This is a genomic window from Nocardia sp. GP40, assembly GCF_050434125.1.
GTDB lineage: Bacteria > Actinomycetota > Actinomycetes > Mycobacteriales > Mycobacteriaceae > Nocardia > Nocardia albiluteola.
The window spans coordinates 248,641-272,354 of record NZ_JBNPVW010000012.1 but is presented as its reverse complement, the minus strand read 5'-3'; the positions used below and the strand labels follow the sequence as shown (position 1 = coordinate 272,354).

General features: G+C 69.2%; 27 protein-coding genes. 16 read left to right on the top strand and 11 right to left on the bottom strand.

Annotated elements, in window-relative coordinates:
* Window positions 1–118 precede the first annotated feature (118 nt).
* Window positions 119–586: a TetR/AcrR family transcriptional regulator gene (locus tag ABH933_RS32190; RefSeq protein WP_429423452.1), complete on the bottom strand. Its 468-nt coding sequence runs from the start codon at window positions 584–586 to the stop codon at window positions 119–121.
* Between the two features lie 54 nt (window positions 587–640).
* Window positions 641–1,375 (bottom strand): TMEM175 family protein, encoded by a 735-nt coding sequence (locus ABH933_RS32185; protein WP_429455189.1) that lies wholly within the window; start codon window positions 1,373–1,375, stop codon window positions 641–643.
* Window position 1,376: 1 nt separating this feature from the next.
* On the opposite strand from ABH933_RS32185, the gene ABH933_RS32180 reads away from it, so the two are divergent.
* The 3 genes from ABH933_RS32180 (at window position 1,377) to ABH933_RS32170 (ending at window position 2,204) form a co-directional block, all read left to right on the top strand.
* Window positions 1,377–1,643, top strand: coding sequence for a hypothetical protein (locus ABH933_RS32180; RefSeq protein ID WP_429423450.1), 267 nt, complete (start codon window positions 1,377–1,379; stop codon window positions 1,641–1,643).
* Between the two features lie 70 nt (window positions 1,644–1,713).
* Window positions 1,714–1,911: a hypothetical protein gene (locus ABH933_RS32175; RefSeq protein ID WP_429423449.1), complete on the top strand. Its 198-nt coding sequence runs from the start codon at window positions 1,714–1,716 to the stop codon at window positions 1,909–1,911.
* A 38-nt stretch (window positions 1,912–1,949) separates the two neighbouring features.
* The gene (locus ABH933_RS32170) at window positions 1,950–2,204 is read left to right on the top strand and encodes an FAD-binding oxidoreductase (RefSeq protein ID WP_429423448.1); all 255 of its coding nucleotides are present in this window, start codon (window positions 1,950–1,952) and stop codon (window positions 2,202–2,204) included.
* Window positions 2,205–2,217: 13 nt separating this feature from the next.
* On the opposite strand, the gene ABH933_RS32165 is transcribed toward ABH933_RS32170, so the two are convergent.
* Window positions 2,218–2,550, bottom strand: a complete 333-nt coding sequence (locus ABH933_RS32165; RefSeq protein WP_429423447.1) for a hypothetical protein — start codon at window positions 2,548–2,550, stop codon at window positions 2,218–2,220.
* Window positions 2,551–2,625: 75 nt separating this feature from the next.
* Window positions 2,626–2,799 (bottom strand): hypothetical protein, encoded by a 174-nt coding sequence (locus ABH933_RS32160; RefSeq protein ID WP_429423446.1) that lies wholly within the window; start codon window positions 2,797–2,799, stop codon window positions 2,626–2,628.
* A 245-nt stretch (window positions 2,800–3,044) separates the two neighbouring features.
* Between ABH933_RS32160 and ABH933_RS32155 the strand changes: the two genes are divergently transcribed.
* Both ABH933_RS32155 and ABH933_RS32150 read left to right on the top strand, forming a co-directional pair.
* Window positions 3,045–3,437: an SSI family serine proteinase inhibitor gene (locus tag ABH933_RS32155; protein ID WP_429423445.1), complete on the top strand. Its 393-nt coding sequence runs from the start codon at window positions 3,045–3,047 to the stop codon at window positions 3,435–3,437.
* 222 nt (window positions 3,438–3,659) lie between these two features.
* Complete coding sequence (locus ABH933_RS32150; RefSeq protein WP_429423444.1) at window positions 3,660–5,090, top strand: FAD-binding oxidoreductase; 1,431 nt, start codon at window positions 3,660–3,662, stop codon at window positions 5,088–5,090.
* Window positions 5,091–5,170: 80 nt separating this feature from the next.
* Here the strand turns inward: ABH933_RS32150 and ABH933_RS32145 are convergent, their stop codons facing one another.
* A complete protein-coding gene (locus ABH933_RS32145) occupies window positions 5,171–6,847 on the bottom strand; it encodes a fumarate hydratase (protein ID WP_215916909.1) in 1,677 nt (558 codons plus the stop codon).
* A 277-nt stretch (window positions 6,848–7,124) separates the two neighbouring features.
* On the opposite strand from ABH933_RS32145, the gene ABH933_RS32140 reads away from it, so the two are divergent.
* From ABH933_RS32140 to ABH933_RS32110, 7 genes are all read left to right on the top strand, one after another.
* Window positions 7,125–7,643 carry a MarR family winged helix-turn-helix transcriptional regulator gene (locus ABH933_RS32140; protein ID WP_429423443.1) on the top strand — a complete coding sequence of 173 codons (519 nt, stop codon included), beginning with the start codon at window positions 7,125–7,127 and terminating at the stop codon, window positions 7,641–7,643.
* Window positions 7,644–7,787: 144 nt separating this feature from the next.
* Window positions 7,788–8,681: an STAS domain-containing protein gene (locus tag ABH933_RS32135; RefSeq protein WP_215916907.1), complete on the top strand. Its 894-nt coding sequence runs from the start codon at window positions 7,788–7,790 to the stop codon at window positions 8,679–8,681.
* Between the two features lie 15 nt (window positions 8,682–8,696).
* On the top strand, window positions 8,697–9,089 hold the full coding sequence (locus ABH933_RS32130) for an STAS domain-containing protein (protein ID WP_215916906.1): 393 nt from the start codon (window positions 8,697–8,699) through the stop codon (window positions 9,087–9,089).
* Window positions 9,090–9,093: 4 nt separating this feature from the next.
* Window positions 9,094–9,492, top strand: coding sequence for an ATP-binding protein (locus tag ABH933_RS32125; RefSeq protein ID WP_215917333.1), 399 nt, complete (start codon window positions 9,094–9,096; stop codon window positions 9,490–9,492).
* On the top strand, window positions 9,485–10,117 hold the full coding sequence (locus ABH933_RS32120; RefSeq protein WP_215916905.1) for a SpoIIE family protein phosphatase: 633 nt from the start codon (window positions 9,485–9,487) through the stop codon (window positions 10,115–10,117). Before ABH933_RS32125 ends, ABH933_RS32120 begins: the two co-directional genes overlap by 8 nt.
* Window positions 10,118–10,157: 40 nt before the next feature.
* Window positions 10,158–12,404: a SpoIIE family protein phosphatase gene (locus ABH933_RS32115; protein ID WP_429423442.1), complete on the top strand. Its 2,247-nt coding sequence runs from the start codon at window positions 10,158–10,160 to the stop codon at window positions 12,402–12,404.
* 157 nt (window positions 12,405–12,561) lie between these two features.
* On the top strand, window positions 12,562–12,900 hold the full coding sequence (locus tag ABH933_RS32110; protein WP_215917332.1) for an STAS domain-containing protein: 339 nt from the start codon (window positions 12,562–12,564) through the stop codon (window positions 12,898–12,900).
* Window positions 12,901–12,993: 93 nt separating this feature from the next.
* Here ABH933_RS32110 and ABH933_RS32105 read toward each other — a convergent pair whose 3' ends face one another.
* Window positions 12,994–14,031: an LLM class F420-dependent oxidoreductase gene (locus ABH933_RS32105; protein WP_429423441.1), complete on the bottom strand. Its 1,038-nt coding sequence runs from the start codon at window positions 14,029–14,031 to the stop codon at window positions 12,994–12,996.
* A gap of 143 nt (window positions 14,032–14,174) precedes the next feature.
* Here ABH933_RS32105 and ABH933_RS32100 point away from each other — a divergent pair, with 143 nt between their 5' ends.
* Both ABH933_RS32100 and ABH933_RS32095 read left to right on the top strand, forming a co-directional pair.
* On the top strand, window positions 14,175–14,831 hold the full coding sequence (locus tag ABH933_RS32100) for a cyclodeaminase/cyclohydrolase family protein (RefSeq protein WP_215916902.1): 657 nt from the start codon (window positions 14,175–14,177) through the stop codon (window positions 14,829–14,831).
* 219 nt (window positions 14,832–15,050) lie between these two features.
* Window positions 15,051–15,806, top strand: a complete 756-nt coding sequence (locus ABH933_RS32095) for a L,D-transpeptidase (protein WP_429423440.1) — start codon at window positions 15,051–15,053, stop codon at window positions 15,804–15,806.
* A 20-nt stretch (window positions 15,807–15,826) separates the two neighbouring features.
* Here the strand turns inward: ABH933_RS32095 and ABH933_RS32090 are convergent, their stop codons facing one another.
* Window positions 15,827–16,678 carry a bifunctional 5,10-methylenetetrahydrofolate dehydrogenase/5,10-methenyltetrahydrofolate cyclohydrolase gene (locus ABH933_RS32090; RefSeq protein WP_429423439.1) on the bottom strand — a complete coding sequence of 284 codons (852 nt, stop codon included), beginning with the start codon at window positions 16,676–16,678 and terminating at the stop codon, window positions 15,827–15,829.
* Window positions 16,679–16,888: 210 nt separating this feature from the next.
* Here ABH933_RS32090 and ABH933_RS32085 point away from each other — a divergent pair, with 210 nt between their 5' ends.
* Together ABH933_RS32085 and ABH933_RS32080 are read left to right on the top strand one after the other, a co-directional pair.
* Window positions 16,889–17,773 (top strand): YdcF family protein, encoded by an 885-nt coding sequence (locus ABH933_RS32085; RefSeq protein WP_429423438.1) that lies wholly within the window; start codon window positions 16,889–16,891, stop codon window positions 17,771–17,773.
* 128 nt (window positions 17,774–17,901) lie between these two features.
* Window positions 17,902–18,753, top strand: coding sequence for a putative protein N(5)-glutamine methyltransferase (locus tag ABH933_RS32080; protein WP_429423437.1), 852 nt, complete (start codon window positions 17,902–17,904; stop codon window positions 18,751–18,753).
* Window positions 18,754–18,808: 55 nt separating this feature from the next.
* Here the strand turns inward: ABH933_RS32080 and ABH933_RS32075 are convergent, their stop codons facing one another.
* The 4 genes from ABH933_RS32075 to ABH933_RS32060 form a co-directional block, all read right to left on the bottom strand.
* Window positions 18,809–19,558 (bottom strand): hypothetical protein, encoded by a 750-nt coding sequence (locus ABH933_RS32075; RefSeq protein ID WP_429423436.1) that lies wholly within the window; start codon window positions 19,556–19,558, stop codon window positions 18,809–18,811.
* 2 nt (window positions 19,559–19,560) lie between these two features.
* The gene (locus tag ABH933_RS32070; RefSeq protein ID WP_429423435.1) at window positions 19,561–20,850 is read right to left on the bottom strand and encodes a hypothetical protein; all 1,290 of its coding nucleotides are present in this window, start codon (window positions 20,848–20,850) and stop codon (window positions 19,561–19,563) included.
* A 651-nt stretch (window positions 20,851–21,501) separates the two neighbouring features.
* Window positions 21,502–22,746: an SPFH domain-containing protein gene (locus ABH933_RS32065; RefSeq protein ID WP_429423434.1), complete on the bottom strand. Its 1,245-nt coding sequence runs from the start codon at window positions 22,744–22,746 to the stop codon at window positions 21,502–21,504.
* 129 nt (window positions 22,747–22,875) lie between these two features.
* Entirely contained in the window at window positions 22,876–23,703 is an 828-nt protein-coding gene (locus ABH933_RS32060; RefSeq protein WP_429423433.1) for an SDR family NAD(P)-dependent oxidoreductase, read from the bottom strand.
* Window positions 23,704–23,714 lie beyond the last annotated feature (11 nt).

Genomic DNA, 23,714 nt, shown 5'->3' with positions numbered 1-23,714 from the left:
GCCGGGCCGACCGCGGCGACGACGATCGACCGGACGCCGGAAGGAGGTTGGACACCAGGTGCGCGGGGGCGATCGCGCTCTCACACGGTGATGCCCAGCGCCCGCGCGACAGCCCGGGTCAAATGCGCCGTGATCTCCGCGGGCTGCCGGCCGCGATGCTCGGCCAGGTCGTAGACGACGTGTTCGTCGAAGATGATGATCCACAGCAGGACCGCGTAGGTGAGGTCGAGTTCGCTGGTCCTTCCCTCGCGCGCGAGGGCACCAGCACATCGGCAAGCATGGCGTGCATATCGGTGATCGCCTCGTCACCGTCGTTGAGCCGCTCGATAAATCCGGCGCTGCTGCGGATGTAGCGCACGGCCGGCCCCCACTGCATGGACTGCTCCACCCAGGTGGCGCAGAAGCGGTGGAAGCGCTCGACCGGATCGGGTTCGCGGTCCCAGTGCGCGGCGACCGCCGCCGTGAACGCCTGGAGCAGCTGTTCGATCGCGCGCCGGTGAAAGGCGCGCATCGCGTCCTGCGGCGTCGGAAAATGCCGGTAGGCCGTGGCGACCCCGACCCCGGCCTCGGCGGCCAGTTCGGGCACGGAGAAGCCGACCCTGCCGTCACACAGCAGACCGCGGACGGCATCGCCGCGCCGTCACAGCCGGTTCAGCAGGCCGATGCGCGGGGACACGGCCGAATCCAGCTGCAGCGCAATGATCACGGCGATGCTCAGATAGGTGCTCAGTGGGCACAGCGCCACCGCCGCGGCGTACAGGCCCTGCACGGCAACGATGCGGCGGCGGATCGCCCGCAGGTCCCGCGGGCCGCTCTGCTCGCCTAGCAGGCCCGCGCGTTCGGCGTATCGCAGCCCGGCGAGCTGCACCAGGCCCAGATACACCAGGTTCACCCAGTAGACCAGCAGCGCCAGCCGCGCGGCGGTGAACGCCGCCAGCAGCGCCGTCGCGAACGGCACGACCGCGATTCCGAACAGGAACATGATGTGGATCCACGCCAGCGTCCGGTCGCCACGGGCGATCAGGTTCAGCTGAGCCTGCTGGCCCAGCCAGAACATGCCCAGAGTCACGAAGCCGAGCAGGCAGATCGCGAACTTCGGGCCCACGTCGGTGATCACCTGCCAGACCGGCGCCTCGGCCGACACCGCCCCCGGCGCCCACAGCAGGCGCTCGTGCCACATCTGGGTGGCGGGTACGTGCAGGTCGAGCACCAGCAGTGTCATTGCGACGGCGAAGATTCCATCGCTCAGCGCGGCCAGGCGACCGAGATCCTGTCCGGCGATGCGGTTGTAGTGGGCCATCACCCTCCTTGCGTGCCGGGCCAGTGTGACACCCGCGCCCGCGCCACTGTCGAGTAGAGAACTGCTGGTGCTCATCATGGCGCAGCCGACTCCGGCGACCGGCATGATGCCGTACTACCAGCACGCCTGGGCGCTCGCGCCGCTGCTCATCACGGTGATCTTCGCCGCGTACCTGTTCGCGCTGACGCCGGCGCTGCCCCTGCTCGGTACGCCCCCCTCACGCAGGGGGTGGTGGTGGCGCATCGGGGTGGGCAGCGCCTGCGGCGCGGGCGCCGATTGCGCGATGGCACTGGCACATTCGGCCTGGCTCGCCTGCCTCGCACGGATCTGCGCGGGCCTGTAGGTGGGCCCTGGTCACCGGATCGCCGGCCGGGCTCATCCTCGAGCGCCGCGGCGAGCGCGGCCGCACCGCGATGGCGAGCGCGACCGTATTCGGTTCTGCGCTGGGCACATTCGCCGCGGCCGCGGCCGCGCAATATCTGCCCCCCGGGGTCACGGTCTACCTCGCGCACGCGATCGTGCTCGTCACCGCGCTCGTGCTGTCCGATCGTGCGGCACCCGCCGCGGCCGCCACGAGCTCCGCACCTACCCCGGCGGCAGACAGGGTCTGAAGCACGAAAGCACCCGGGCGACAGGGTGATACAAATCGATGGCGCAGAATTGGCACCGAGTGCGGTGGCCCTACACCGATGCGAACCGCGCTGCGGCGCGGCGGTTCTCGGACGAGATGGTGCGTCACGCACTCGCCGTGGGCGGCACCGCCACCGGCGAGCACGGTATCGGTCTCGCCAAGAAAGAGTACCCGCGGCCCGAACACGGTGCCGCCGTGGACATCATGGCCGCGGTGAAACGCGCCCTGGATCCGGACGGACTGCTCGATCCGGGCAAAATCCTGGACGCGTGAGTCGGTCCGCTACTCAGCGCATTCCGGAATCACCGGGCACGGCACCGACACTGGGGACCGACCCATCCCCGATGCCAGGCACGACGACCGCGGGGATCGGTGCGTCCCTGGTCGGCCGGCCGTGCTGGGCATAGCCGAGCCAGCCGGTGCCCACGAAGACCGCCAGCAGCAGCGCGGTCGGAAACTCCAGTAGCAGCCACCCCGAGGAACCCCACCACCCAGCCCATGCCCCGCCACGCTCCGGCCCGGTACCGCGCCGCACATCCACCCGCCGCGCGTCCACATCGTGTTTCCGGCCACCGAGCGGCACCGACCAGCCGCCCGAGTCCGCAACCCGCCCTTGCAACCCAACCTCCATTGTCTCGCACGGTCCGGTCAGATGCCCGGACGTCGCCGGATAACCACAATGCCGGTTCCCAATCTACGCCACACCGGCAATGGACAGCACATCCGGCGCGTTCTTCACAGTTAGCTGAAAGTCGGCCTCCAGCAATTTGTTACGGATGTCCGATTCGCTTCGGAGCGCGATCAGCGAGGCCACCGCGGATACCCCGATTCCGGAGACCAGCACCGATCCAGCAATTCGCGTGTGCATGCCGAGATGGTAACCGGCAATGTGCCACAGTCCGCGCGAGGCCCGCCGCCTTTGCTGACAGCCTCGAGAAAATCGCCTACCGAGCACTAGCATCGACGTGAGAAGCGCGCATTCCGGCGAGATCTCCAGGCACTTGCATGCTGTTAACCAATCATTCGCTACCCTGTCGTCCAGGCGCTCGATCGATCCACCGGTGCGCCATTGCTTCCCAGCCCGACGAACTCACGCTCAGGAGGTACCGACCGATGCCGCGCATGATCCGGATACTCTCCGCCGCACCGATTTTCGCGCTGAGTCTCGCGGCGTCGGCAGTCACGGCTACCGCCGCACCGCCGGATCCGGCGACCGCCGAGCTGACCCTCACCCTGGGCAGGGCGATGGCCTCCGGGGCGGCCACCGGGGTGACATCGGTGACGCTCACCGGCGCCCCGGGCATCGGCGGCACCCATCCGCCCAGCCACGAGGCCTGTGCGGCCCTGGAGCGCGACAACGCCGACTTCGAGCATCTGCCGCACATCCAGAAAGGCATGTGCCCCTTCGTCCGAGATCCGGTCTCGGCCACCGCGACCGGCAACTGGCACGGCCGCGGAATCGACTGCCGGCACACCTACGCGAACTCCTGCGTGGCCGCCAATTGAATACCGCCAACTCGAACAACGCCATCCCGCCCCGCGGCACGGGATCGCGTCCGGCGCCGGCCCATCTGCTGTTCGCGGCCGCCGCCGCGGTCAGCGCAGCGGCGTTGCTCGCGCTCACCACCCTGTCCCCCGCGCGGACCGACGCCGGATCCGGCCGCGTATACCGGGTACCGTCGGACACCTGTGCCGACCGAAAACCCCGACCCCCGTGGAGCGCATCCGGTGAATTCGCATGACCGCCGCGGAGTATCCCGCCGCGCCCTGCTGAGAGGAGCAGCCGCGCTCACCGCCGGCGCGGGCGCCCTGACGTCCACCCCGCCCGCGGGGGCCTATCCGGCGGATTGGGACGGCCTGCGAAAGCGATTGCAGGGCACGCTGTCACTTCCCGGCGATGGCGACTACCGCTCCGCCGCACAGCTTTTCGATCCGCAGTTCGACTCACAGACCCCGGCCGCCGTGGTTCAGGCCACCGGCGAACCGGATGTGCTGGCCGCCATCACCTTCGCACGCGATCACCGGCTCCCACTGGCCGTCCGTGCGGGCGGCCACTCGTATGTCGGCGCCTCGGCGACTACCGGCGCGGTGGTGATCGATCTGCGCGGCCTGTCCGGCATCACCCCCGACGGGGATCGGGTCACCATCGGCGCCGGGGCCACCGCCCACGCGGTGCTGACCGCGCTGAACGCATCGGGCAGATCGCTGCCGCTGGGCACCTGCTCCACGGTCGGCATCGCCGGACTCACCCTCGGCGGTGGTATCGGCGTCGACTCGCGCCGCTACGGCCTCGCCTGCGATCGGCTGGTCTCGGCGAACGTCGTACTGCCCGAAGGAGGTTCGGCGCAGACCTCCGCGACGCAGCTGCCGGGCCTGTTCTGGGCGCTGCGCGGCGGCGGCGCCACCGCCGGCATCGTCACCTCACTGACCTACCGCACCTGCCCCGCCGAGAGCCGGGACATCGTGCGCCTGAGCTTCCCGGCCGGCGCGGCGGCACAGGTGCTCACCGGCTGGGCACGCTGGCAGCCGATCGCGGCCCGCACGGTCTGGTCGAACGTCGAAATATCCTCGGCGGCGGGCGAACTCGGCTGCGCGGTGCTGATCGTCACGCCCGCCGGACAGGGCGCCGCCGCCGGGGCCGCGCTCACCGCCGCCGCGGGCACCACACCCACCGGCATCAATCGCCGGACCCTCGACCACATGGCGGCCGTCGACGATCTCGGCGGCGGCTCGACCACGCCACGCTCGACGAAGGTCGCCGGATCCGATGTGCTGGCCGAGCTGACCCCGGCGGTCGCGACCACCATCGTGGATATCGTCACTGCCCGATCCCGTTCGGGCGCATCCGGTTACGTCCTGATCGATCCGCTCGACGGCGCCGTCCGCGACACCGCCGCGGACGCCTCGGCCTTCCCCTGGCGCGCCCACGCCGCCACCCTGCAGTGGATCGTGGACGCCCCCGACGACCCCGCCGCCGCCCGCGACTGGATCACCGGCGCTCATCGCATCCTGGGGTCCGCGAGCGCCGGGGCGTACGCCAACTACATGGAACCACCGGCCGATCCGGCGCGCTACTACGCGGGCAACCTCGACCGCCTGCGCGCGGTGCGACGCAGCGTGGACCCGGACGGGCTGTTGCGCTCGGGGATCGACTGGTAGGCCACCGCGCGCTGCCGTAATCCGCTGGACCCGAGCGGATTACGGCAGACCCAGGCTACGGGCACGCCGGGAACCCGCCCTCAGATGCGTTCCTTGGACCGGGTGCGCACCCGCAGCGCGATCGGCTTCTGCGTCTCGGCGAAGAAGTCGTTGCCCTTGTCGTCCACGACGATGAAGGCCGGGAAGTTTTCGACCTCGATCTTCCAGACCGCCTCCATACCGAGCTCCTGATACTCCAGGACCTCGACGGATTTGATGCAGTCCAGCGCCAGCCGCGCGGCGGGGCCGCCGATGGAACCGAGGTAGAACCCGCCGTGCTCCTTGCACGCCCGGGTGACCTGCGCGGACCGATTTCCCTTGGCCAGCATGACGAACGAGCCGCCCGCGGCCTGGAACTGGTCGACGTAGGAGTCCATGCGCCCGGCCGTGGTGGGACCGAACGAACCCGAGGCGTAGCCGTCGGGCGTCTTGGCCGGTCCGGCGTAGTAGACGGCCATATCGCGCAGGTACTGCGGCATTTCCTCGCCCGCGTCCAGGCGCTCCTTGATCTTGGCGTGCGCGATGTCGCGGGCCACGACCAGTGGCCCGGTCAGCGAGAGCCGGGTCTTCACGGGGTATTTCGACAGCTCGGCGCGGATCTCGGACATCGGCCGGTTCAGGTCGACCTCGACGACGTCGCCGCCGAGGATGGCGTCGGTCTGCTCCGGAAGATACTGCGCCGGTTCGCGTTCGAGCTGCTCGAGGAAGACGCCCTCGGGGGTGATCTTCGCCAGCGCCTGGCGGTCGGCCGAGCACGACACCGCGATTGCCACCGGGCAGCTCGCGCCGTGCCGCGGCAGCCGGATGACGCGCACGTCGTGGCAGAAGTACTTGCCGCCGAATTGCGCTCCGATGCCGAAGGATTGGGTGAGCTTGAACACCTCCTGCTCGAGCTCGAGGTCCCGGAAGCCGTGCGCGGCCATGGATCCTTCGGTCGGCATGGTGTCCAGATAGTGCGCCGAGGCGTATTTGGCCGTCTTCAGCGCGAATTCGGCCGAGGTGCCGCCGATGACGACTGCAAGGTGGTAGGGCGGGCAGGCGGCGGTGCCCAGCGAGCGGATCTTCTCGTCGAGGAACTCGAGCATCCGCTCCGGGTTCAGGATCGCCTTGGTCTCCTGGTACAGGAAGGACTTGTTGGCCGAGCCGCCACCCTTGGCCATGAACAGGAACTTGTACGCCGGATGCGCGGGATCCGTGGCGGTGGAATACAACTCGACCTGCGCGGGCAGGTTGGAGCCGGTGTTCTTCTCGTCCCACATGGTGATCGGGGCGAGCTGGGAGTAGCGCAGGTTCAGCTTCGTGTAGGCGTCGTAGACGCCGCGGCTGATCCATTCGGCATCGTCCGCTCCGGTCAGAACTCCCTCGGACTTCTTACCCATCACGATCGCGGTGCCGGTGTCCTGGCACATCGGCAGGATGCCGCCCGCGGAGATGTTGACGTTCTTGAGCAGGTCCAGCGCCACGAACCGGTCGTTGCCCGAGGACTCGGGATCGTCGATGATCTTGCGCAGCTGGGCCAGATGCGCCGGGCGCAGGTAGTGGCTGATGTCGTGCATCGCCTCGGCGGTCAGCATCCGCAGCACGTCGGGCTCGACCTGCAGGAACGTCCGCCCGCCCGCGCTGAAGGTGCTCACGCCCTCGGTGGTCAGCAGCCGGTACGGGGTCTCGTCCGCGCCGGTCGGCAGCAGATCCGAGTACAGGAACTCAGGCGCGGTCACGAATCGCACACTCCTCGAACTTTGGGGGCCTGGGCCGCCGCACGTGCGCGTCAGACGGCATTTCGCACTGTATCCAGCGGCCACCGCCGCCCATTTGTAAGGCAAACCTAATGACATATAGGTTGCACCTTCAACAGGGTGGGTGTACCTCTCATTGAGGGGGTGAACGAACAACGGATGAAGGCGAAGGCGTGACGAGACGCGGTGTGGGTGCGGTAAAGGTTGTGGGCAATGTGAGCGCTACCAGCATGAACGATTACGGGCCTGGTGCAACATCGTGACTGAAACCCGCTGGCTCGACACCGTCGAGAGCCGGGCCTGGCTCGGGTTCGTGTTCACCCGGGACCTGATCGCCGCGGCCGTGGGCCGTGATTCGCTGCGTGCGGCGAACCTCACCTATGTGGAGTACACCGTGCTGGCGCGCCTGGCCGACGCGCCCGACCACCGGCGCAGCTTCGCCGAGCTGGCCGCGGTGCTCGAATGGTCGCAGAGCCGCCTGTCGCACCAGATCACCCGCATGGAGAAGCGCGGACTCGTTGCCCGCGAGTCGATTCCGGACGACGCCCGCCGCACCGCGGCCGTGCTCACCGGCAAGGGCTCCGACGTCCTGACCACCGCCGCGCCCGCGTACGTCGACAGCGTCCGGCGCAACATGATCGACGTGCTGGACCGTGATCAACTCGCCGCGCTGGCTGATATCTACGACACACTGCTCGACCATCACCGCGGCCCGTCGGATGGGCGGATCACCCCGGGAGACGGGAAGATCGGTAATCTCAACGGGCATGCGAGCTGAGTCACCGTCGTGCTATCAATGTTTGGTTTGGCAAGCAGCGGGTATCGGCTAAGACTAGGCTCGGCAAGGCATGCGAGATGCGGCCGTGTGCGAGCGACCCGAGGAGCAACCGACCTACCCTTACGGAAAGGGGCAGGAGTTTTCATGTCCGACGTGCCCACCGGCCTTTCGGCGGATTCACTGCTGACCGGCCCGGTCGACAACCTGCTTCCACAGCTGGTCGAGCATCTGCGTCAGAACCGCACCGAGCTGCGCGAGGAATGGGCCCGGCGGATCACCGACGCCCAGCTGCTGACCGCGATGACGCCCGAGGAGGTCTTCTCCGAGGCCACCTCGATCTACGACAACTATGTCGAGGTGCTCGAGACCGGTAGCGTCGAGGCCCTGCAGGCCTACGCCCGCGACCTGTCCGAGCGCATCATCCCGCGAGGCGTCGAGACCGACGAGGTCATCGGCATCGTGCTGTTGCTGCGAGATGTACTGGCCCGCAGCCTGTTCGAGAAGTACCAAACGGACTTCGAACTGCTCAAGAACGTGCTGGACGCGTACGAGCCCGCCGCGAACCGCATTGCCAACACCGTGGCCATCTCCTTCGTCCAGGAGCGCGAGCGCGTCATCCGCCAGCAGCAGGAGGCCATCCGCGAGCTCTCCACGCCAGTGCTGCAGGTGCGCGAGCAGCTGCTGATCCTGCCGATCATCGGTGTGCTGGACAGCCAGCGCGCCCGCCAGCTCACCGAACAGCTGCTGCGCGCGATCCGCGCGAATCGCGCGAAGGTCGTCGTCATCGACATCACCGGTGTGCCGATGATCGACTCCACGGTGGCCAACCACCTGGTGCAGACCGTCGATGCCTCGGGCCTGATGGGTGCGAACGTCATCCTCACCGGCCTGTCCTCGGAGATCGCGCTGGCGCTGGTGACCATCGGCCTGGACCTGACGAAGATGAACGCGGTCGGCGACCTGCAGGGTGGTATCGAAGAGGCGGAGCGATTGCTCGGATACGAGATCTCGCGCCTCACCGATCGCGACGGACGGTAACCCGGGGCGGGAATTATGCCTGTACCCATTCTGAAGCAGGGCACCTACCTGATCGCATCCGTGCAATCCGCGCTCACGGATGCCGATACCGAGCGCCTGCAGGACGACCTGATGACCTACGTCAGCAGGTACCGCGCGCAGGGAATCATCGTGGACGTCACCGCGATCGACGTAATGGACTCGTTCGCGGCACGCTCGCTGCGTACGATCGCCCACATGACCAAGCTGCGCGGCGCGGAGACGGTCATCGTCGGCCTGCAGCCCGAAGTCGCGTTCGCCATGGTCCAACTCGGCCTGACCTTCGAAGATATGCACACCGCCCTGGATCTCGAAGAGGGCCTGTCCTGGCTCAACAAGAAACTGAGCAGCGGCCGCCGCAACCAAGACGGAAATAACCGTGGTCGCTGACAATATGGTGATCGCGGTCAAGGTGTCGGGAGACATCGTTACCGCACGTCAGGCCGGGCGGGAACTAGCAGTGCAGCTTGGTTTCACCCTGACCGACATCACCATGATCTCCACGGCCATCTCGGAGATCGCACGCAATATCACCAGTTACGCCGGCACCGGCGAGGTGCGGATCGCCGTGGAGGATCGCGAGGGACGCCGCGCACTGGTGGTGCAGGCCCACGATCAGGGGCCCGGCATCATCGACATTCCGCGTGCGCTGGAGGACGGCTATTCGACCGGGCACGGCCTGGGTCTCGGGCTGCCCGGTGCGAAGCGCCTCATGGACCGGCTGCTCATCGACTCGGCCCCCGGGCAGGGCACGCTGGTGGAGATGTGGAAGTGGGTACCCCGCGGTGCATGAGGACGGGCTCATCGGCACCATCGAATGGGCGACGGCGGGCCGCGCGCTCCCGGGACAGAAGGTGTGCGGCGACCGGGCGGTGGTGCTGGACGCGGGCGGCGATTCGGCGCTGTTCGCGGTGCTCGACGGCCTGGGGCACGGCCCCGCCGCGGCGGAGGCGGCCGACCGTGCCGCACAGGTACTTTCGGAGAACCGGGCCGAACCGCTGGACGTGCTGGCGGTGATGTGCCATCGCGCGATGACCGAAACCCGCGGCGCGGCACTGTCTCTCGCGAAGTTCATCTCCGGGGATCGGCTGGAATGGCTCGGGGTCGGCAATGTCGAGTCGCGCATCGTCGCGGCGGCGCCCGGCAAACCGGCGGTCCGCGCGGCCGCCCTGCTCACCGCGGGCATCGTCGGCTACCGGCTGCCGCCGAGCCTGCCCACCCAGATCGTGCCGGTGCGCCCGGGCGATCTGCTGCTGATGTCCACCGACGGCATCGTCAGCGACTTCGTCGACGGCATCGACCTGGCCCGGCCGACCGCCGAGATCACCGCCGACGTGCTGGCCAAACACTCCAAGGACACCGACGACGCGCTGGTGCTCGCCGCGCGCCAGCGCGGGCACACGGGTCTGGCGCCATGAGCGGGCCGAGGCGGGTCACCGCCACCGGCAGGCCTCCACTATGACCAACGTGCTGGCCGAATTCCGCGAGGCATACACCAATGCCCTTCGCCTGCACCTGGATTCGCCGACCCAGTACACCCTCTCGGAGGGCTACGAGCTCGGCAGGCGCGCCCTCGTCGAGGGCGTCAGCATCCTGGACCTCACCGAACACCACTTCCGGCTGCTGGGGCAGTGGCATCTGCTGGCCTCGTCCGAACAGGTCCGCCAGCGCGGCGAGGATCCGGAATCCAACCGGACCGCGCTGGAATTCCTGCTGCAGACCCTCGCCGCGCTGGACGTGGCCACCCGCGGCTTCCTGGACAGCACCCGCTCCTACGAGCTGCAGCGGCTGCGCGCCGACGATCTCGAGGGCCGCGACGTCTTCCGCACCGCGCTGGTCGAATCGCTGCAGGACGGCTTCTTCGTGGCCGATTCGCGCGGCACCGTCACCGAGGTCAACTCGGCCTTCGGCGCGCTGACCGGATACGGCCCGGACGCGGTGCCGTACGCGGTGCCGCACCCCTGGGCGATCTCCGACGACTCGCACTATCCCGATCTGGGCACCGAGGCGGCCCGGTTCGTGATGCCGGTGCGGCACCGCGACGGCCGCCAGCTGTGGCTCGCGGTCAGCACCTCGTCGCTGATCCGTCCCGAGGACGACGAGCGGATCTTCGTCGGTACCATCCGCGACGTCACCGCCGAACACGACGCGCAGGCCCGCGACCAGGCCGTCTCGCGGCTGGCGACCGCGGTCGCCGCCTCCACCAGCGTGGTCGAGGTGCTCGCGGTCGGGCTCGAGGAGCTGCGCCACGCGATCGGCGCCGAGACCGCGGTCGTGTCGATGTGGCCGAACCGCCAGACCGGGCCTGAACTGTACGTCTCGGGCGGCGACGCCGCACAGTCGCGGCAGGTGCTCGACGCGCGGGCCCGTGCCCTGCTGGACCGGGTCCGGCTGCGGCCCGGGCGCACGATGTTCGCGATCCCCGAGGGCGCGGCCAGCTCCGAGGGCATCGTGGCGCCGCTGGGCGAGACCGGCGACGCGGCGCTGTGGCTGCGCTTCGCCGCGCCGCGCGCGATCAGCCCGGGCGACTGGTCGTTGTTCTCGCTGCTGGTGGGGCAGCTCAGCCTGGCCGTGCAGCGCGCCCACAACTTCGATGCCGCCCGCTCGACCTCGCTGACCCTGCAGCGGGCCATGCTCGGACCGATCGAGCTGCCGCCGCGATTCTCGGTGCACTACGAGCCGGCGCTGCCGCCGCTCGAGATCGGCGGCGACTGGTACGACGTGGTGCAGCTGCGCGACGGCGCGATCGGCCTGGTGGTCGGTGACTGCGTCGGCCGTGGCCTGTCCGCGGCCGTCGTCATGGGCCAATTGCGCACGGCCGCACGGGCTCTGCTGCTGCGCGGCGCGGGCCCCGCGCAGCTGCTCGCCGAACTGGACACCGTTGCCGCCCGCATTCCGGGCGCCATGTGCACGACGGTGTGCGCGGCGATCCTGGACCCCGAGCGCGGCGTGCTGCGCTATTCGAACGCCGGGCACATGCCCCCGGTGCTGGCGGCGCCCGGCGCCAAGGGCCGGCTGCTCGAGGGCGGGCGCGGCGTGCCGCTGGCCACCTTCGACACCCAGCGCCCCGAGGCCACCACCGTCCTCGAGCCGGGCTCGACCCTGGTGCTGTTCACCGACGGCCTGGTCGAGCAGCGGGGCATCGACATCGATCTCCGCTTCGACGAGCTCGCCGACGAATTGTCCGGTGCGGCAGCGGATCTGCCGCGTGAGGTGGCCGACTCGGTGCTCTCGCGGCTGCGCCCGGCCGCGGGCTACGACGACGACGTCGCGATGGTCGTCTACCGGCAGCCGCCGTGCGCGCTGCGACTGGACGTGCCCGCCGAGGCAGGGCGGCTGGCCGAGCTACGGCGTGAGTTCGCCGCATGGCTCGGCGCCGCCGCGGTGCCGCACGAGCTGGCCACCGATCTGGTCGCCGCCGCGAACGAGGCGTGCTCCAACAGCATCGAGCACGCCTACCTCGGCGGCTCCCCCGGCCGCGTCGTGCTGTCCGCCGACTGCGCGCTGGACCAGGTCACCATCGAGGTGTCCGACAACGGCGTCTGGCGCCCGCTGCCGGACGATCCGGGCTACCGCGGGCGCGGCATCGCCATGATGCACGCGCTGACCGACGAGTTGGTGATCGACCACCTGGGAGTGGGCACCCACGTGCATATGATGGCCAAACTGCCCGCCGAATCGTTCTCGGTCGCGAGCCGGATATGAATTCCCGGATCGGGTGCCGTAGCTGGGGTTTTCACATCGGAGAAAGCTACGAATCATCGGTGAATACGGCGGACGATGCGGCGCGGAGCGCTGGTTCATGGCAGATTGTCTTGATGTGACCAACACTTCCGGAGACGCGAACCCCCTCGCCGACGCGATGACCACATCGGTCTCGGTGCACGACGAAGCGACCGTCCTCACGGTGGCGGGTGAGGTCGATCTGGCGACCGCCCCGGCGCTGGAGAATGCGATCGAGGCAACGCTGGGCGGCAAGCCTGCGGCCGTGATCATCGATCTGTCCCAGGTGAGCTTCCTGGCCTCGGCCGGGATGGCCGCCCTCGTCGCCGCGCATCAGCGGGCGGGCGCCGACACCCGCATCGCCGTCGTCGCCGACGGCCCCGCCACCGGCCGCCAGCTCAAGATGACCAGCCTGGATCAGGTCTTCTCGTTGCATCCGACGCTGGAGGAAGCCCTGGCCGCGCTGCGCCGGGGATAGGCGGCGCACCCGTCGTCCCGGCGTGCCGCCGGGACGGCAACCACCACCGACCGGACGATCGGGATCCCCACCAAGGGATCCCGATCGTCGTGTTCAGACCAGTTCGCGCAGCTGCTCGATCAGCTTCACCCGGTCGGCCGCCGTCTCGGCCATGGGCACCACGTTCAGGACGGTCACCCCCGCCTCGCGGAAGGCCTCCACCCGCTCGGCGACGAAGCTCGCCGAGCCGATCAGCGAGATGTCGCGTACCAGGTCGTCGGGCACGACCTTGGCGGCAGCCTCCTTCTCCCCCGACAGGTACAGCTCCTGGATGCGATCGGCCTCGGCGCCGTAGCCGTACTTGGTAGCCAGAGTGTGGTAAAAGTTCTTGCCCTTGGCCCCCATGCCGCCGATGTACAGCGCCAGATGCGGCTTGATGAATTCGCGCAGGCCCTCGACATTGTCGCCGATCGCGAGCGCGGGCCCGGCGAACACCTCGAGCTCGCCCAGCGCCGCATCGCGCTTGGCCTTGCCCGCGCGCAGCGCGTCGCCCCACACGTCGTTCGCCTTCTCCGGCACGAAGAAGATCGGCTGCCAGCCCTCGGCGACCTCGGCGGCCAGCTCGACGTTCTTCGGCCCGAGCGCGGCCAGCAACACCGGAATGCGCTCGCGCACCGGATGATTGATCAGCTTGAGCGGCTTGCCCAGCCCGGTGCCCCGCTCGGCCGGCAGCGGGATCGTGTAGTACTTGCCCTGGTGCTCCAGGCGCTCGCGCCGCCACACCTTGCGGCAGATCTCGATGACCTCGCGGGTGCGGCCGATCGGCGCGTCGTACGGCACGCCGTGGAAGCCCTCGATCACCTGCGGGCCCGAGGCGCCCAGGCCGAGGATGTAGCGACCGTCCGAGACGTAGTCCAGGCCGGCGGCGGTCATCGCGGTCAGGGTGGGGGTGCGAGTGTAGAGCTGCAGGATGCCCGAGGCCAGCTGCACGCGCTCGGTCTTGGCCGCCAGGTACCCGAGGGCGCTGACCGCGTCGTAGGAGTACGCCTCCGGGACGAACACGATGTCCAGGCCCGCCCGCTCCAGATCGGCGACCTCGGCCGCGACCTCCTTGAAGCCCCCCGCATAATTGATGCCCAATCCGATACGCATGAACGACAACCTACTGACACCGGGTACGGCCGCCCAGCAGGGGTCGTGACAGGCGGTGACGAGGGTCCCGGTACGGTTGTCCCAGGACGCGTACGCCCGGGTAGTACGCGCCGATCGATCACCGAAACGGGAGGCCCCGCAGCATGTCCCAGGACACCGCATCGTCCACCGCCGCCACGACCTTCGGGGATGCGGCGATCGGGCGGTACCTGGACGATCTGGCGGCCAAGATCCCCGCCCCCGGCGGCGGCGCGGTGGCCGCGCTGCACGCCGCGCAGGGCGCCGCGCTCGTGGCCATGGTGGCCCGCTACACCACCCGCGCCAAGGATGCCGACAACCGTCCGGTCGTGGACCGCATCATCGCCGCCGCCGACGCCGCCCGCGCCCGCTCGCTGGCCCTGGCCGACGCCGACGCCGCGGCGTTCACCGCCGTCGGCGCGGCCTACAAGCTGCCCAAGGACACCGACGAGCAGGGCGCCGCGCGCGCCGCGGCCATCGGCGCCGCCCTGCTGGAGGCCGCCCGGGTGCCCGCCGCGGTGGTCGCCGAGGCCGACGAGATCCTTTCCCTCGCAGCCGATCTGCTCCCCATCGGCAACCCGAACGTGGTCACCGATATCGGTGCGGCCGCCGACGCGGCGCGCGCCGCGGCCACCAGCTCGCGGCTCAATATCGCCATCAACGTGGCCTCGCTCGGCGCGGAACAGGGCGCGGAGTTCGCCCCGGTGCTGCAGCGGATCGACGAGCTCACCGCCCGCGCGGACGCCGTGCACGCCGACGTGATCGCGGCAATCACCCGCTGAGCGCGCCATAACGGCCCCGTCCAGGGCATCCCCCTTCCGCTCGGCTCGAGACGGGCATCGAATCGGACATCCGGCATCCGGCATGCACACGGGTCCTCGCACGCCGCGGTACGACATGCGGTAGTTTGGTAACGATGCGAGCACTTTTTGTAGATCGACATGATCATGGCGCATTAAAATGAAATGCCTCATAACCACACCATCCGAAGGGGGTGGGGCATGCGGCACATGATTCGTCATGGTTATTTCGCGCTAGTGATCGCGGCCCTCGCGACGATCACCACGGGCACCGCGGCGGCGGCATTCGTCGCGCCGCAATCGCAGTTACCTGCCGTGCAATCCATATCACCATCGAACGGTGCACTGGTGGGTATCGCCGATCCGGTCACGATCGATTTCGCAGCACCCGTGGCCGATCGCGCGCTCGCCGAGCGGGCCGTCACCGTCAGCGCCGATCGACCGTTGGCCGGGGCGTATGCCTGGAACGGCAACCGCGAACTGGTCTGGACGCCGACCCGATATCTCCCGGTGGACACGCAATTCACCGTCCGCGCGGGTACCGCGCACACCCAATTCCGCAGCAACGGCGGCACGCGCGCCGACGCTGATATGTCCGCGCACACATTCACCGTATTCCTGCCCGGTCAGGGACCCCGGGTGATGCTCGCTTCGATGGGTAAACCCGGACACGAAACACCGGTCGGCACGTTTCCCGTCCTGCAACGGCAGTCGCACGTCATCATGGATTCCAGCACCATCGGCATTCCGGTGAACAGCTCCGAGGGTTATCGTCTCGACGTCTATTACGCCGAACGGCTCACCTGGGGTGGGGTTTACGTCCATTCCGCACCGTGGTCGGTCAACCAGCAGGGCCACTCGAATGTCAGTCACGGTTGCATCAACCTCGCCCCCGCGGACGCCCAGTGGTACTACAACAATGTAGGGATCGGCGACCCGGTCACCGTGCACTGGTGACCTGAGTTCGCCACGGAAACCTAGGCGCGGCTCGCGGCCGCAGCATCCACGACGTGCCGCATCAGCAGGGCGGTCGTCACCGGGCCCACGCCACCGGGCACCGGGCTCAGCGCGCTCGCCCTGCCCCGCACCGATTCCGCATCCACGTCGCCGACGATCTTTCCGTCGGGCCCCTCGTTGGTGCCCACGTCGATGACCACCGCGCCCTCGCGCACGTGCTCGCCCGTGATGAGCCCGGCGCGGCCCGCGGCGGCGACCACGATATCGGCGGCCCCGGTGACCGCCGCCAGATCCGTTGTACGGGAATGGCAGACGGTGACGGTCGCATCCTCGGCGAGCAGCAGCTGGGCCAGCGGCTTGCCGACCACGTTGGAGCGCCCCACCACCGCGACATGCTTTCCGGCGAGCGGAATGTCGTGATGTTTGGCCAGTTCCACGACCGCCTCGGAGGTGGCCGGGGGGAATCCGGGCAGGCCCGCGGCCAGCAGGCCCAGCGAATGCGGGCTCACGCCGTCGACATCCTTGGCCGCGGCGATCGCGAGGCTGACATCCCGCAGGGCGACACCGGCGGGCAGCGGCGTCTGCAGCATGACCGCATCCACCGCGATATCCGCGCACAGCGCGCGCAGCTCGGCGCGGATCGCGTCGGCCGTGGTGGTCGGGCTCAGATCGACCGTGTCGCAGTCGATTCCGAGGCGCTCCGCGGCGCGCTGCAGCGATTTCACGTACCACCCGCTGGCCGGGTCGTCGTTCGCGACCACCAGCACCAGCCGCGGCGCGGCTCCGCGTTCGGCGAGCGCGGCGGCGCGCTGCTTGGAATCGGCATTGAGGGCGGCGGCGAGATCCTTGCCGGTGAGCGAAATGGTTTCCACGAACCCATACCCTATCCGGCCGCCCGCCGGACCCGCGCTTCGGGCGCGCCATTCAGCAACCCAGCCGCTACCGACACGAAACCGTGAATGTCGCAGCACCAAATCCGCGCCGGTCGCCTGGTCCGGTCGTATCGTGGTGGCGATCGAGCTCGAGCCAATTGCCAGCTACACGTGCGTCACCCCGTTCGTTCCGGAAAGGTGTCGACAGCAGTGAAGATTGCAAGGCGTGTCAAAGCTCTCGTCGCGGCCGGTTCGGCCGTGCTCGCCATCGCCGGACCTCTGACGGGCATCGCGTCCGCCGAACGCACCCCCGCCCTCCCGGTGCTCGCCGGTCCCCTCTACGCACAGGTCCAGGCCAGTTTCATCGGCGGCAACGACGCCGCCGGGCTGGCCGGACTCCGGACCATGGTCGGCGCGGCCCCCGACAACCCGCAGGCCCTGGCGATCCAGGCGATCTGGGCCGACTACGCCGGGGATCTGGTCACCCGCGAGACCGCGTTCGCCAGGCTGAACGTGATCGATCCGGGAATGGCCGCCGGGGCGCGGGGCGTGCTGGGCGCCATCGGCGCCGGCGTCGGCACCCTGCCGAATCCGATTCCCGCGATGATCGACGCGCAGACCGCCCTGGTGGTGCTCGGCTTCGGCCTGCTTCCCGACGGCACCATGCGGCCCGAGCTCGTGAACCGGCTGGAGGCGGCGTGGCTGCAGGCCGTCGCCGCGCCCGCGTCCACGATCGTCGTCACCGGCGGCGCCCCGCACAACGGCGTGACCGAGGCCGCCGCGATGGCGGGCTGGCTGATTGGGCACGGCATTGCGCCCTCGCACATCCTGGTGGAGGATCGCTCGGGGTCGACCGTGCAGAACGCGCTGTTCAGCACCCGGCTCATGCGCGCCCGCGGGATCGGCGGCGCCGTGGTCATCACCTCGCCCAACCACATTCGCCGGGCCGTGACCGATTTCATCGTCGCGGGCACCCGGGTGGTGGGCGCGATGACCTCGCCGAATTCGATCATCTCCTCGCTGGTCCCGCCGTCCAAGGCCGCGCAGTGGGGCATGTACGTGGATGCGGTGCATACGTTCCTGCCGAGTTCGTAGGGCCGGGCTGGGCGGCCGTCGGTGCGACGTGCCGCCGGAATGCACGGCCGCGACACGAAGTCGGGCCCGGGTCCCGGCACCGCCCGCCGGGATGACCTGGGTCGCCGCGCGTCGGACACAATGATTCGGTGACGACGGCCGACAACGGAGCCCTGGTCGCCCGGCTGAGGGCGGCAGGGTGCGTATTCGCCGAGCAGGAGGCTGACCTGCTGACCGACGCCGCTTCGAGCGCGGCCGAGCTCGAAGCGCTGGTGACGCAGCGGGTTTCGGGAACCCCGCTGGAACATCTACTGGGCTGGACGGAATTTCGCGGGCTGCGGGTGGCGGTGCGCCCGGGCGTTTTCGTGCCACGGCAACGCACCGGCTTTCTCGTCGAGCGCGCCGTCTCGCATGCGCTCGGACAGGAGAGTGACACGGCGCGCGTCGTGCTCGACATGTGTTGCGGCTGCGGTGCGCTCGGGCTGGCCGTGGCCACCGAGCTGTCCGCCGCCGGAATTCCCGTCGAGCTGGCCGCGAGCGATGTCGAGCCCGCCGCCGTGGCCTGCGCCCGCGACAACCTCGCACCACTCGGCGCGGCCGTGTACCAGGGTGATCTGTTCGCCCCGCTCCCGGCAGATCTGGCCGGGCGGGTCGATCTGCTGCTCGCCAACGTGCCGTACGTGCCGACCGCGGGAATCGCCGAGATGCCACCCGAGGCCCGCGATCACGAACCGCGCACCGCCCTGGACGGCGGCGCGGACGGCCTCGACATCTTCCGCCGAGTCGCCGCGGCCGCGCCGCGATGGCTCGCGCCCGGTGGCGCGCTGCTGGTGGAGGCGAGCCGCGCGCAAGTACCGCTGGCCACGGAAATCCTTGCACACCAAGGGCTTACACCGGTCGTAGCCGAATCCGAGGAGCTTTACGCGACCGTCGTCCTGGGCATCTCACCCCCGCCGGACGCGCCGCCTCAGTGCGGACCGACGACAGCACTGCCTCGCTGACGGTCACGATGCCGAACCCGAAGCGGTTCAGACAGATTCGCGGCTGTGCGGGAAATCAGGACCGACGGATGGTGGGATCGGACTGCCCCGGAGTATGACCCGGCGGATAGGTACCGCCTCCGGTCTGGGGAGACCCCTGGCCTGGCTGCGGGTAGCCGCCACCGGTCGGGGGCTGCTGGTAACCGCCGGGCTGCGGCTGTCCGTATGCACCCGCCACCGGCGGTTGCTGGTATGCGCCACCGGGCTGGGGCTGTTGGACGGCTCCGGGCCGGCCCGGGAACATCGTCGGGGGCCGGCCGGGGCCCAGGGCCTGGATTCGCTGGGTGATCGCGTCGATGCTGGTCTGCACGCCCTGCAGCCCGGTTTCGAAGGCGACGGGATCGGGTTTGGTTGTCGCGGCGGCGTATTGGGCGACGCCGGCCTCGACCGCTTCGACGGAGGCGGTGGCGTCGGGCAGGGCCTGGTCCCGGTGGGGCTGCGGGAGCGCGGCGACGGCGATCAGGTGGTTGTCGACGGCCAGGGCCGACTGTTCCAGTCCCGCACGTAGATTCACGCTCGCGGCGGTGTCGTAGGCGTTGACCGTGTGCAACGCGCGCACCGCGTCGCGCAGGCGCCGGTGCAGTCTGGCCTCGGGGTCGTGCGAGCCCGCCCACGACGGTGGCGCGTGGGAGGGCATGCCCGGCACCACCTGGTTGTCATACGCGATCGACTGTTTCTGATGGCGCGCGATCACCATCAGAATCGCGGCCACGCCGCCGACCAGCACCAGTAGCGCCAGCACGATCAGCAACAGGCTCAGTCCCACGGTTACCTCCGCCGGGTTTTCGGATGATACGAGTGATGCACGCTGGTGCTGGTGCCGCTGTGGCCGTGGAACTTCATGAACAGTACAACCGCCACGATCACCACGATCAGCGCCAGGGTGACCGCGATCGCGATCTTGACCTTGCTCCACGGCCGATCGCCGGACACCTGACCGGTCAGGCCGTTGACGTACACGTTGAACGGCTGATTCATGTAGATCACGGTCAGCAGCCAGATCGGCAGCAGCACATGCTTGAACGCGAGCGAGTTCCAGTTCGAATTCAGGGCGTGGATGCGCTGCTGATCGCCGCCGATGTCGCGGCGGACGGTGTACTCGATCTCGCGTTCCATCTCCGCGCGCGCCTCGGGCAGCGACTCCTGCGCGTCGTGGTCGTAGGTGCGCGCCAGATGCCCGGCCACGTACTCGGGCGAGTACGAGGTGGCCTCGACGATCGGCCATGGCTCGAGCGCCTTGACGCGGCCGCGATCCACCGCGTCGTTGGCCAGCACCGGCACGTCGGCGAACTGGTTCGCGACCTCGCCCTGCACCGGATACCACTGCACCCGGGTGATCGTCTGCAGGTCGCCGTCGTCGTCGCGATAGGTCTCGGTGTACTCGATGCCGCGCTCGCCCTGGTACCAGGTGTAGGTGTCGGCGTCGTAGGCGAAGTACGCGTGATAGACGCTCGCGAACGAGCCGACCCGCTTGTACTTCTTGAACTGGCTCGGCGCGAACCAACGGCCCGAGACCCACTTCTCCACCAGCTCCCGCGCGTTCTTCTCATCGACGCGGAACGGCACCACGCCGTCGACCGGCAACCGCGCGGGCGCGTTGTGCACATCGTCGCGCTGGATCGGGGTGGCGCAGTACGGGCACTTCGTCGCGGTCAGGCTGCCCACGAACGAGGTTGTGCCGCCGCAACTCTGGCATTTGATCTCATGATTTCCGGTGACCTGCGGCCCCGACATGGTGGCCTGCAACGCACGCAACTCCCCCATCGCCGCACGCAGATCACGCGTGGTCACCGGCCCACGCGGCGCCTGAATCTCGGAGTAGTTGCCGCAGCTCGGGCACCGCAACTGCTGGCTGGCGATATCGAACTGCAACTGCCCGCCGCACGCCGAGCACGGATAGGTGCGGGTGTGCTCGGTGCTGTGCAGCATGGCCCTGTCGGGCTGCGGTGCAGGCGGTTTCGGAGCGGGGGGCTGCGGCGCACCAGCGGCGGCCGCGGCGTTGATGCTCACACCCACGACACCCGGCGGCGGAGTGAACGGCCGACCGGCAGCGGGCATCGGTGGTGGGTAACCACCCGGAGCGCCGCCCGGACCCCCGGGGGCGGGATCGGCAGGTGCGCCACCGGACCCGGGGTAACCACCCGGAATCGGAGGCGGACCACCGAACTGCTGTGGCGCACCAGGATTCGGCACACCGAGATTCGGCGCACCGGGCGGCATCGTCGATCTTCCAGAAACGGGTGGTGCGTAACCCTGCTGTAGACCACCCGAAACCGGCACCGCGGGAGAGCCAGGCAATGGTGCGCCAGGGAGTGGCGGCGGCCCACCGGGACCCTGCGGCGTGGCCGGGCCACCCGATACGGAGAAGTTCACAGGCGATGGCGCACCCCACGGCGGGGCAGCATTATCGCGCTGCGGCGCAGGCGAATTCACACCCGGTGGCGGCGAGTCGCCCGGCCTCTGTGGACCGGCCGGCCCCCCGGGTACGGAAGGGTTTGGGGGCGGCTGCGCGCCCATGGGTGGGGCGCCCCTCTCACCTTGCGGCGCAGGCGAATTCGTCCACGGTGACGGAGGGAAATTACCCGGCGGTGGATAACCGCCCGCCGGTCCGCCGCCCCCGGGCAGGGGCGGCGGATGGTGATCCGCATTCTGTTCAGGATTGTTCATCGCTCCCCCGGGACCGAACTGACGTGCAACGACCGGCCGGACCTACTGCGCGGACGGCGGCGGGGGCGGGGTGCCCGGAAGGGGCGGCGGGCTGTTGAACAGGCCGGCCAGTGCGGGCACCGTCTCGGCCGCGGCCCAGGCGGACATCCCGGTCGACCATACGTTGGTCTGGGGGGTGAGCTGGCCGCTGGTGACGAACTGGCGCAGCTGGTCGAGCGGGTACGGACCGGCGGCCTGACCGTTGAGCTCGACGTGGAACTGCTGCTGCGAGGGCAGCGGCGGTGGGGGCGGGGGTGTCTGGCCGTAGCCGGGCTGCTGCGGTGGATAGCCCGGCTGCTGCGGGTAGCCGCCCTGCGGCGGGTATCCGGGCTGCTGCTGCGGATAGCCCTGCTGGGGGTATTGCGGTGCGAGCCCGCCCTGCATGTTCCCGGCCATCTGGCCGCCGATCACGATGCCCATCCCCGCCTGCATGGCCGCGCCCATCGCGTTGCCGCCGCCCTCGTTCTGCGCGGCCGCGAGCATCGCATCCGCGGCCTGAGCCTGGGTGTAGCGATTCAGATCGCCGACGTTGCTGAGGAATCCACCGGCCTCCACGCCGCGCGCCACACCGCGCGTCATGGCCTGCTGGATCTCCTCCGGCAGCGAGATGGACATGGTGATCGCGTCGATGCCGATGCCGAACGACTGCACCCGCTGGGCGACGAATTCACGCAGCTGATCGGACAATTGGACCTGACGGCCCTGCAGATCGATGGCGCCCAGCCCACTGGCCAGCACCATGTCCGAGAACGCCAGCGCAATATTGCGCCGGATCATCTCGGTGATCTGCTCCATGTCCACGACGCTCTCGGTGCCGATCACCTGACGCAGGAACGCGGCCGGATCGATCACCCGCACGATGGTGGTGCCATTCGCGCGCACCTGCACCATCTTGAAGTCGGGATCGCGCACGGTGACCGGCTGCGGTGTGCCCCAGCGCAGATCGGTGACCGGACGGGTGTTGATGTAGTAGACCTCGGACCGGAACGGGCTGTTGAAACCGTACTTCCACCCCTGCAGCGTGGACATGATCGGCATGTTCTCGCTGACCAGCTGGTAATGCCCGGGCCGGTACTGATCCGCGAGCTGACCACGGTAGACGAACAGGGCATGCTGCCCCTCGCGCACGATCAGCTGCGCGCCGTTCTTGATCTCGTTGTCATACCGCGGAAAACGCCATGCCAGCGTCGTATTCGTCTCATCGAGCCACTCGATGATATCGACGAACTCGTTGCGAATCTTGTCCATCAGGCCCATGCTTTGCCTCCGTCCTCCCTCGGGCAGCACCGCACCCGCCCACTCGGCGAGTATGTCACAGGTGGGACAGACTCCGAAGACTCCGAACGCCCAGTATTTCGCGGCATCGGCTCGGGAGCGTCAGCCCTTGCGGCCGGTGAACTCCTCCATCGAGTGGTAGACGCCGACCGCGTCGAGATACGCGTCCCGCACCCGCAGCGGCAGCAGGCCCGAGAGGGCGCGATTGAGGCGCGAGGTCCACGGCATCACCACCAGCGGCGCGCCCCTCTTCATCTCCCCCCACGCCGTCGCCACGGCCTCGTCCTGCTCGATGATCGGCGTGAAAAGGAATCCCTTGGCGCCGTTGAACATTCCGGTGTTGATGTACGTCGGGCAGAACGTGGTGACCCGGACGTGGTCGTTGCCGGACTGCTCGAGCTCCAGCCGCACCGAATCGGACCAGCCCAGCGCCGCCCACTTGGATCCGGCGTACACGCTCATGCGCGGATTGGCCACCAGCGCGGCCGACGACGCGATATTCAGCACCCGCCCGGGTGCGCGGCGGGACACCATGGCAGGCAGGAACTCTCGCGTGATGTACATGGGCGCAAGGGAATTGATAGCGACCGTGCGCTCGATGTCGCCCGGATCCGCGGTCTCCCAGAAGTATCCGTTGCCACGCACGATGCCCGCGTTGTTGATCAGCACGTCCAGCTCGCCGACCTCCGCGCGAACCACGGCGGCCGCCGACGCGATCGCCTCGCGGTCCGAGACGTCGACCACCTGATGGTGCACCGCCCCGGGGCCCAGCGCGGCCAGCTCGTCGGCCGTCTGTTTCAGGGCCTGCTCGTTGATGTCCCAGAGCACCACGTGGGCCGCCCGTTCGCGCATCGCCCGCTCGGCGAACGAGCGGCCCAGGCCCATGGCCGCGCCGGTGATGAGGACGGCCTTGCCCGCTACCGAATCCATATCCGCTTCCC

What these genes read in the sequence shown, in the direction of transcription:
- ABH933_RS32185 (WP_429455189.1), bottom strand. Translation starts at nt 1,375, where the DNA reads ATGAGCACCAGCAGTTCTCTACTCGACAGTGGCGCGGGCGCGGGTGTC.
- ABH933_RS32180 (WP_429423450.1), top strand. Translation starts at nt 1,377, where the DNA reads ATGGCGCAGCCGACTCCGGCGACCGGCATGATGCCGTACTACCAGCAC.
- ABH933_RS32175 (WP_429423449.1), top strand. Translation starts at nt 1,714, where the DNA reads ATGGCGAGCGCGACCGTATTCGGTTCTGCGCTGGGCACATTCGCCGCG.
- ABH933_RS32170 (WP_429423448.1), top strand. Translation starts at nt 1,950, where the DNA reads ATGGCGCAGAATTGGCACCGAGTGCGGTGGCCCTACACCGATGCGAAC.
- ABH933_RS32160 (WP_429423446.1), bottom strand. Translation starts at nt 2,799, where the DNA reads ATGCACACGCGAATTGCTGGATCGGTGCTGGTCTCCGGAATCGGGGTA.
- ABH933_RS32155 (WP_429423445.1), top strand. Translation starts at nt 3,045, where the DNA reads ATGCCGCGCATGATCCGGATACTCTCCGCCGCACCGATTTTCGCGCTG.
- ABH933_RS32135 (WP_215916907.1), top strand. Translation starts at nt 7,788, where the DNA reads ATGTCCGACGTGCCCACCGGCCTTTCGGCGGATTCACTGCTGACCGGC.
- ABH933_RS32130 (WP_215916906.1), top strand. Translation starts at nt 8,697, where the DNA reads ATGCCTGTACCCATTCTGAAGCAGGGCACCTACCTGATCGCATCCGTG.
- ABH933_RS32125 (WP_215917333.1), top strand. Translation starts at nt 9,094, where the DNA reads ATGGTGATCGCGGTCAAGGTGTCGGGAGACATCGTTACCGCACGTCAG.
- ABH933_RS32115 (WP_429423442.1), top strand. Translation starts at nt 10,158, where the DNA reads ATGACCAACGTGCTGGCCGAATTCCGCGAGGCATACACCAATGCCCTT.
- ABH933_RS32110 (WP_215917332.1), top strand. Translation starts at nt 12,562, where the DNA reads ATGACCACATCGGTCTCGGTGCACGACGAAGCGACCGTCCTCACGGTG.
- ABH933_RS32105 (WP_429423441.1), bottom strand. Translation starts at nt 14,031, where the DNA reads ATGCGTATCGGATTGGGCATCAATTATGCGGGGGGCTTCAAGGAGGTC.
- ABH933_RS32100 (WP_215916902.1), top strand. Translation starts at nt 14,175, where the DNA reads ATGTCCCAGGACACCGCATCGTCCACCGCCGCCACGACCTTCGGGGAT.
- ABH933_RS32095 (WP_429423440.1), top strand. Translation starts at nt 15,051, where the DNA reads ATGCGGCACATGATTCGTCATGGTTATTTCGCGCTAGTGATCGCGGCC.
- ABH933_RS32070 (WP_429423435.1), bottom strand. Translation starts at nt 20,850, where the DNA reads ATGCCCGCTGCCGGTCGGCCGTTCACTCCGCCGCCGGGTGTCGTGGGT.
- ABH933_RS32065 (WP_429423434.1), bottom strand. Translation starts at nt 22,746, where the DNA reads ATGGACAAGATTCGCAACGAGTTCGTCGATATCATCGAGTGGCTCGAT.
- ABH933_RS32060 (WP_429423433.1), bottom strand. Translation starts at nt 23,703, where the DNA reads ATGGATTCGGTAGCGGGCAAGGCCGTCCTCATCACCGGCGCGGCCATG.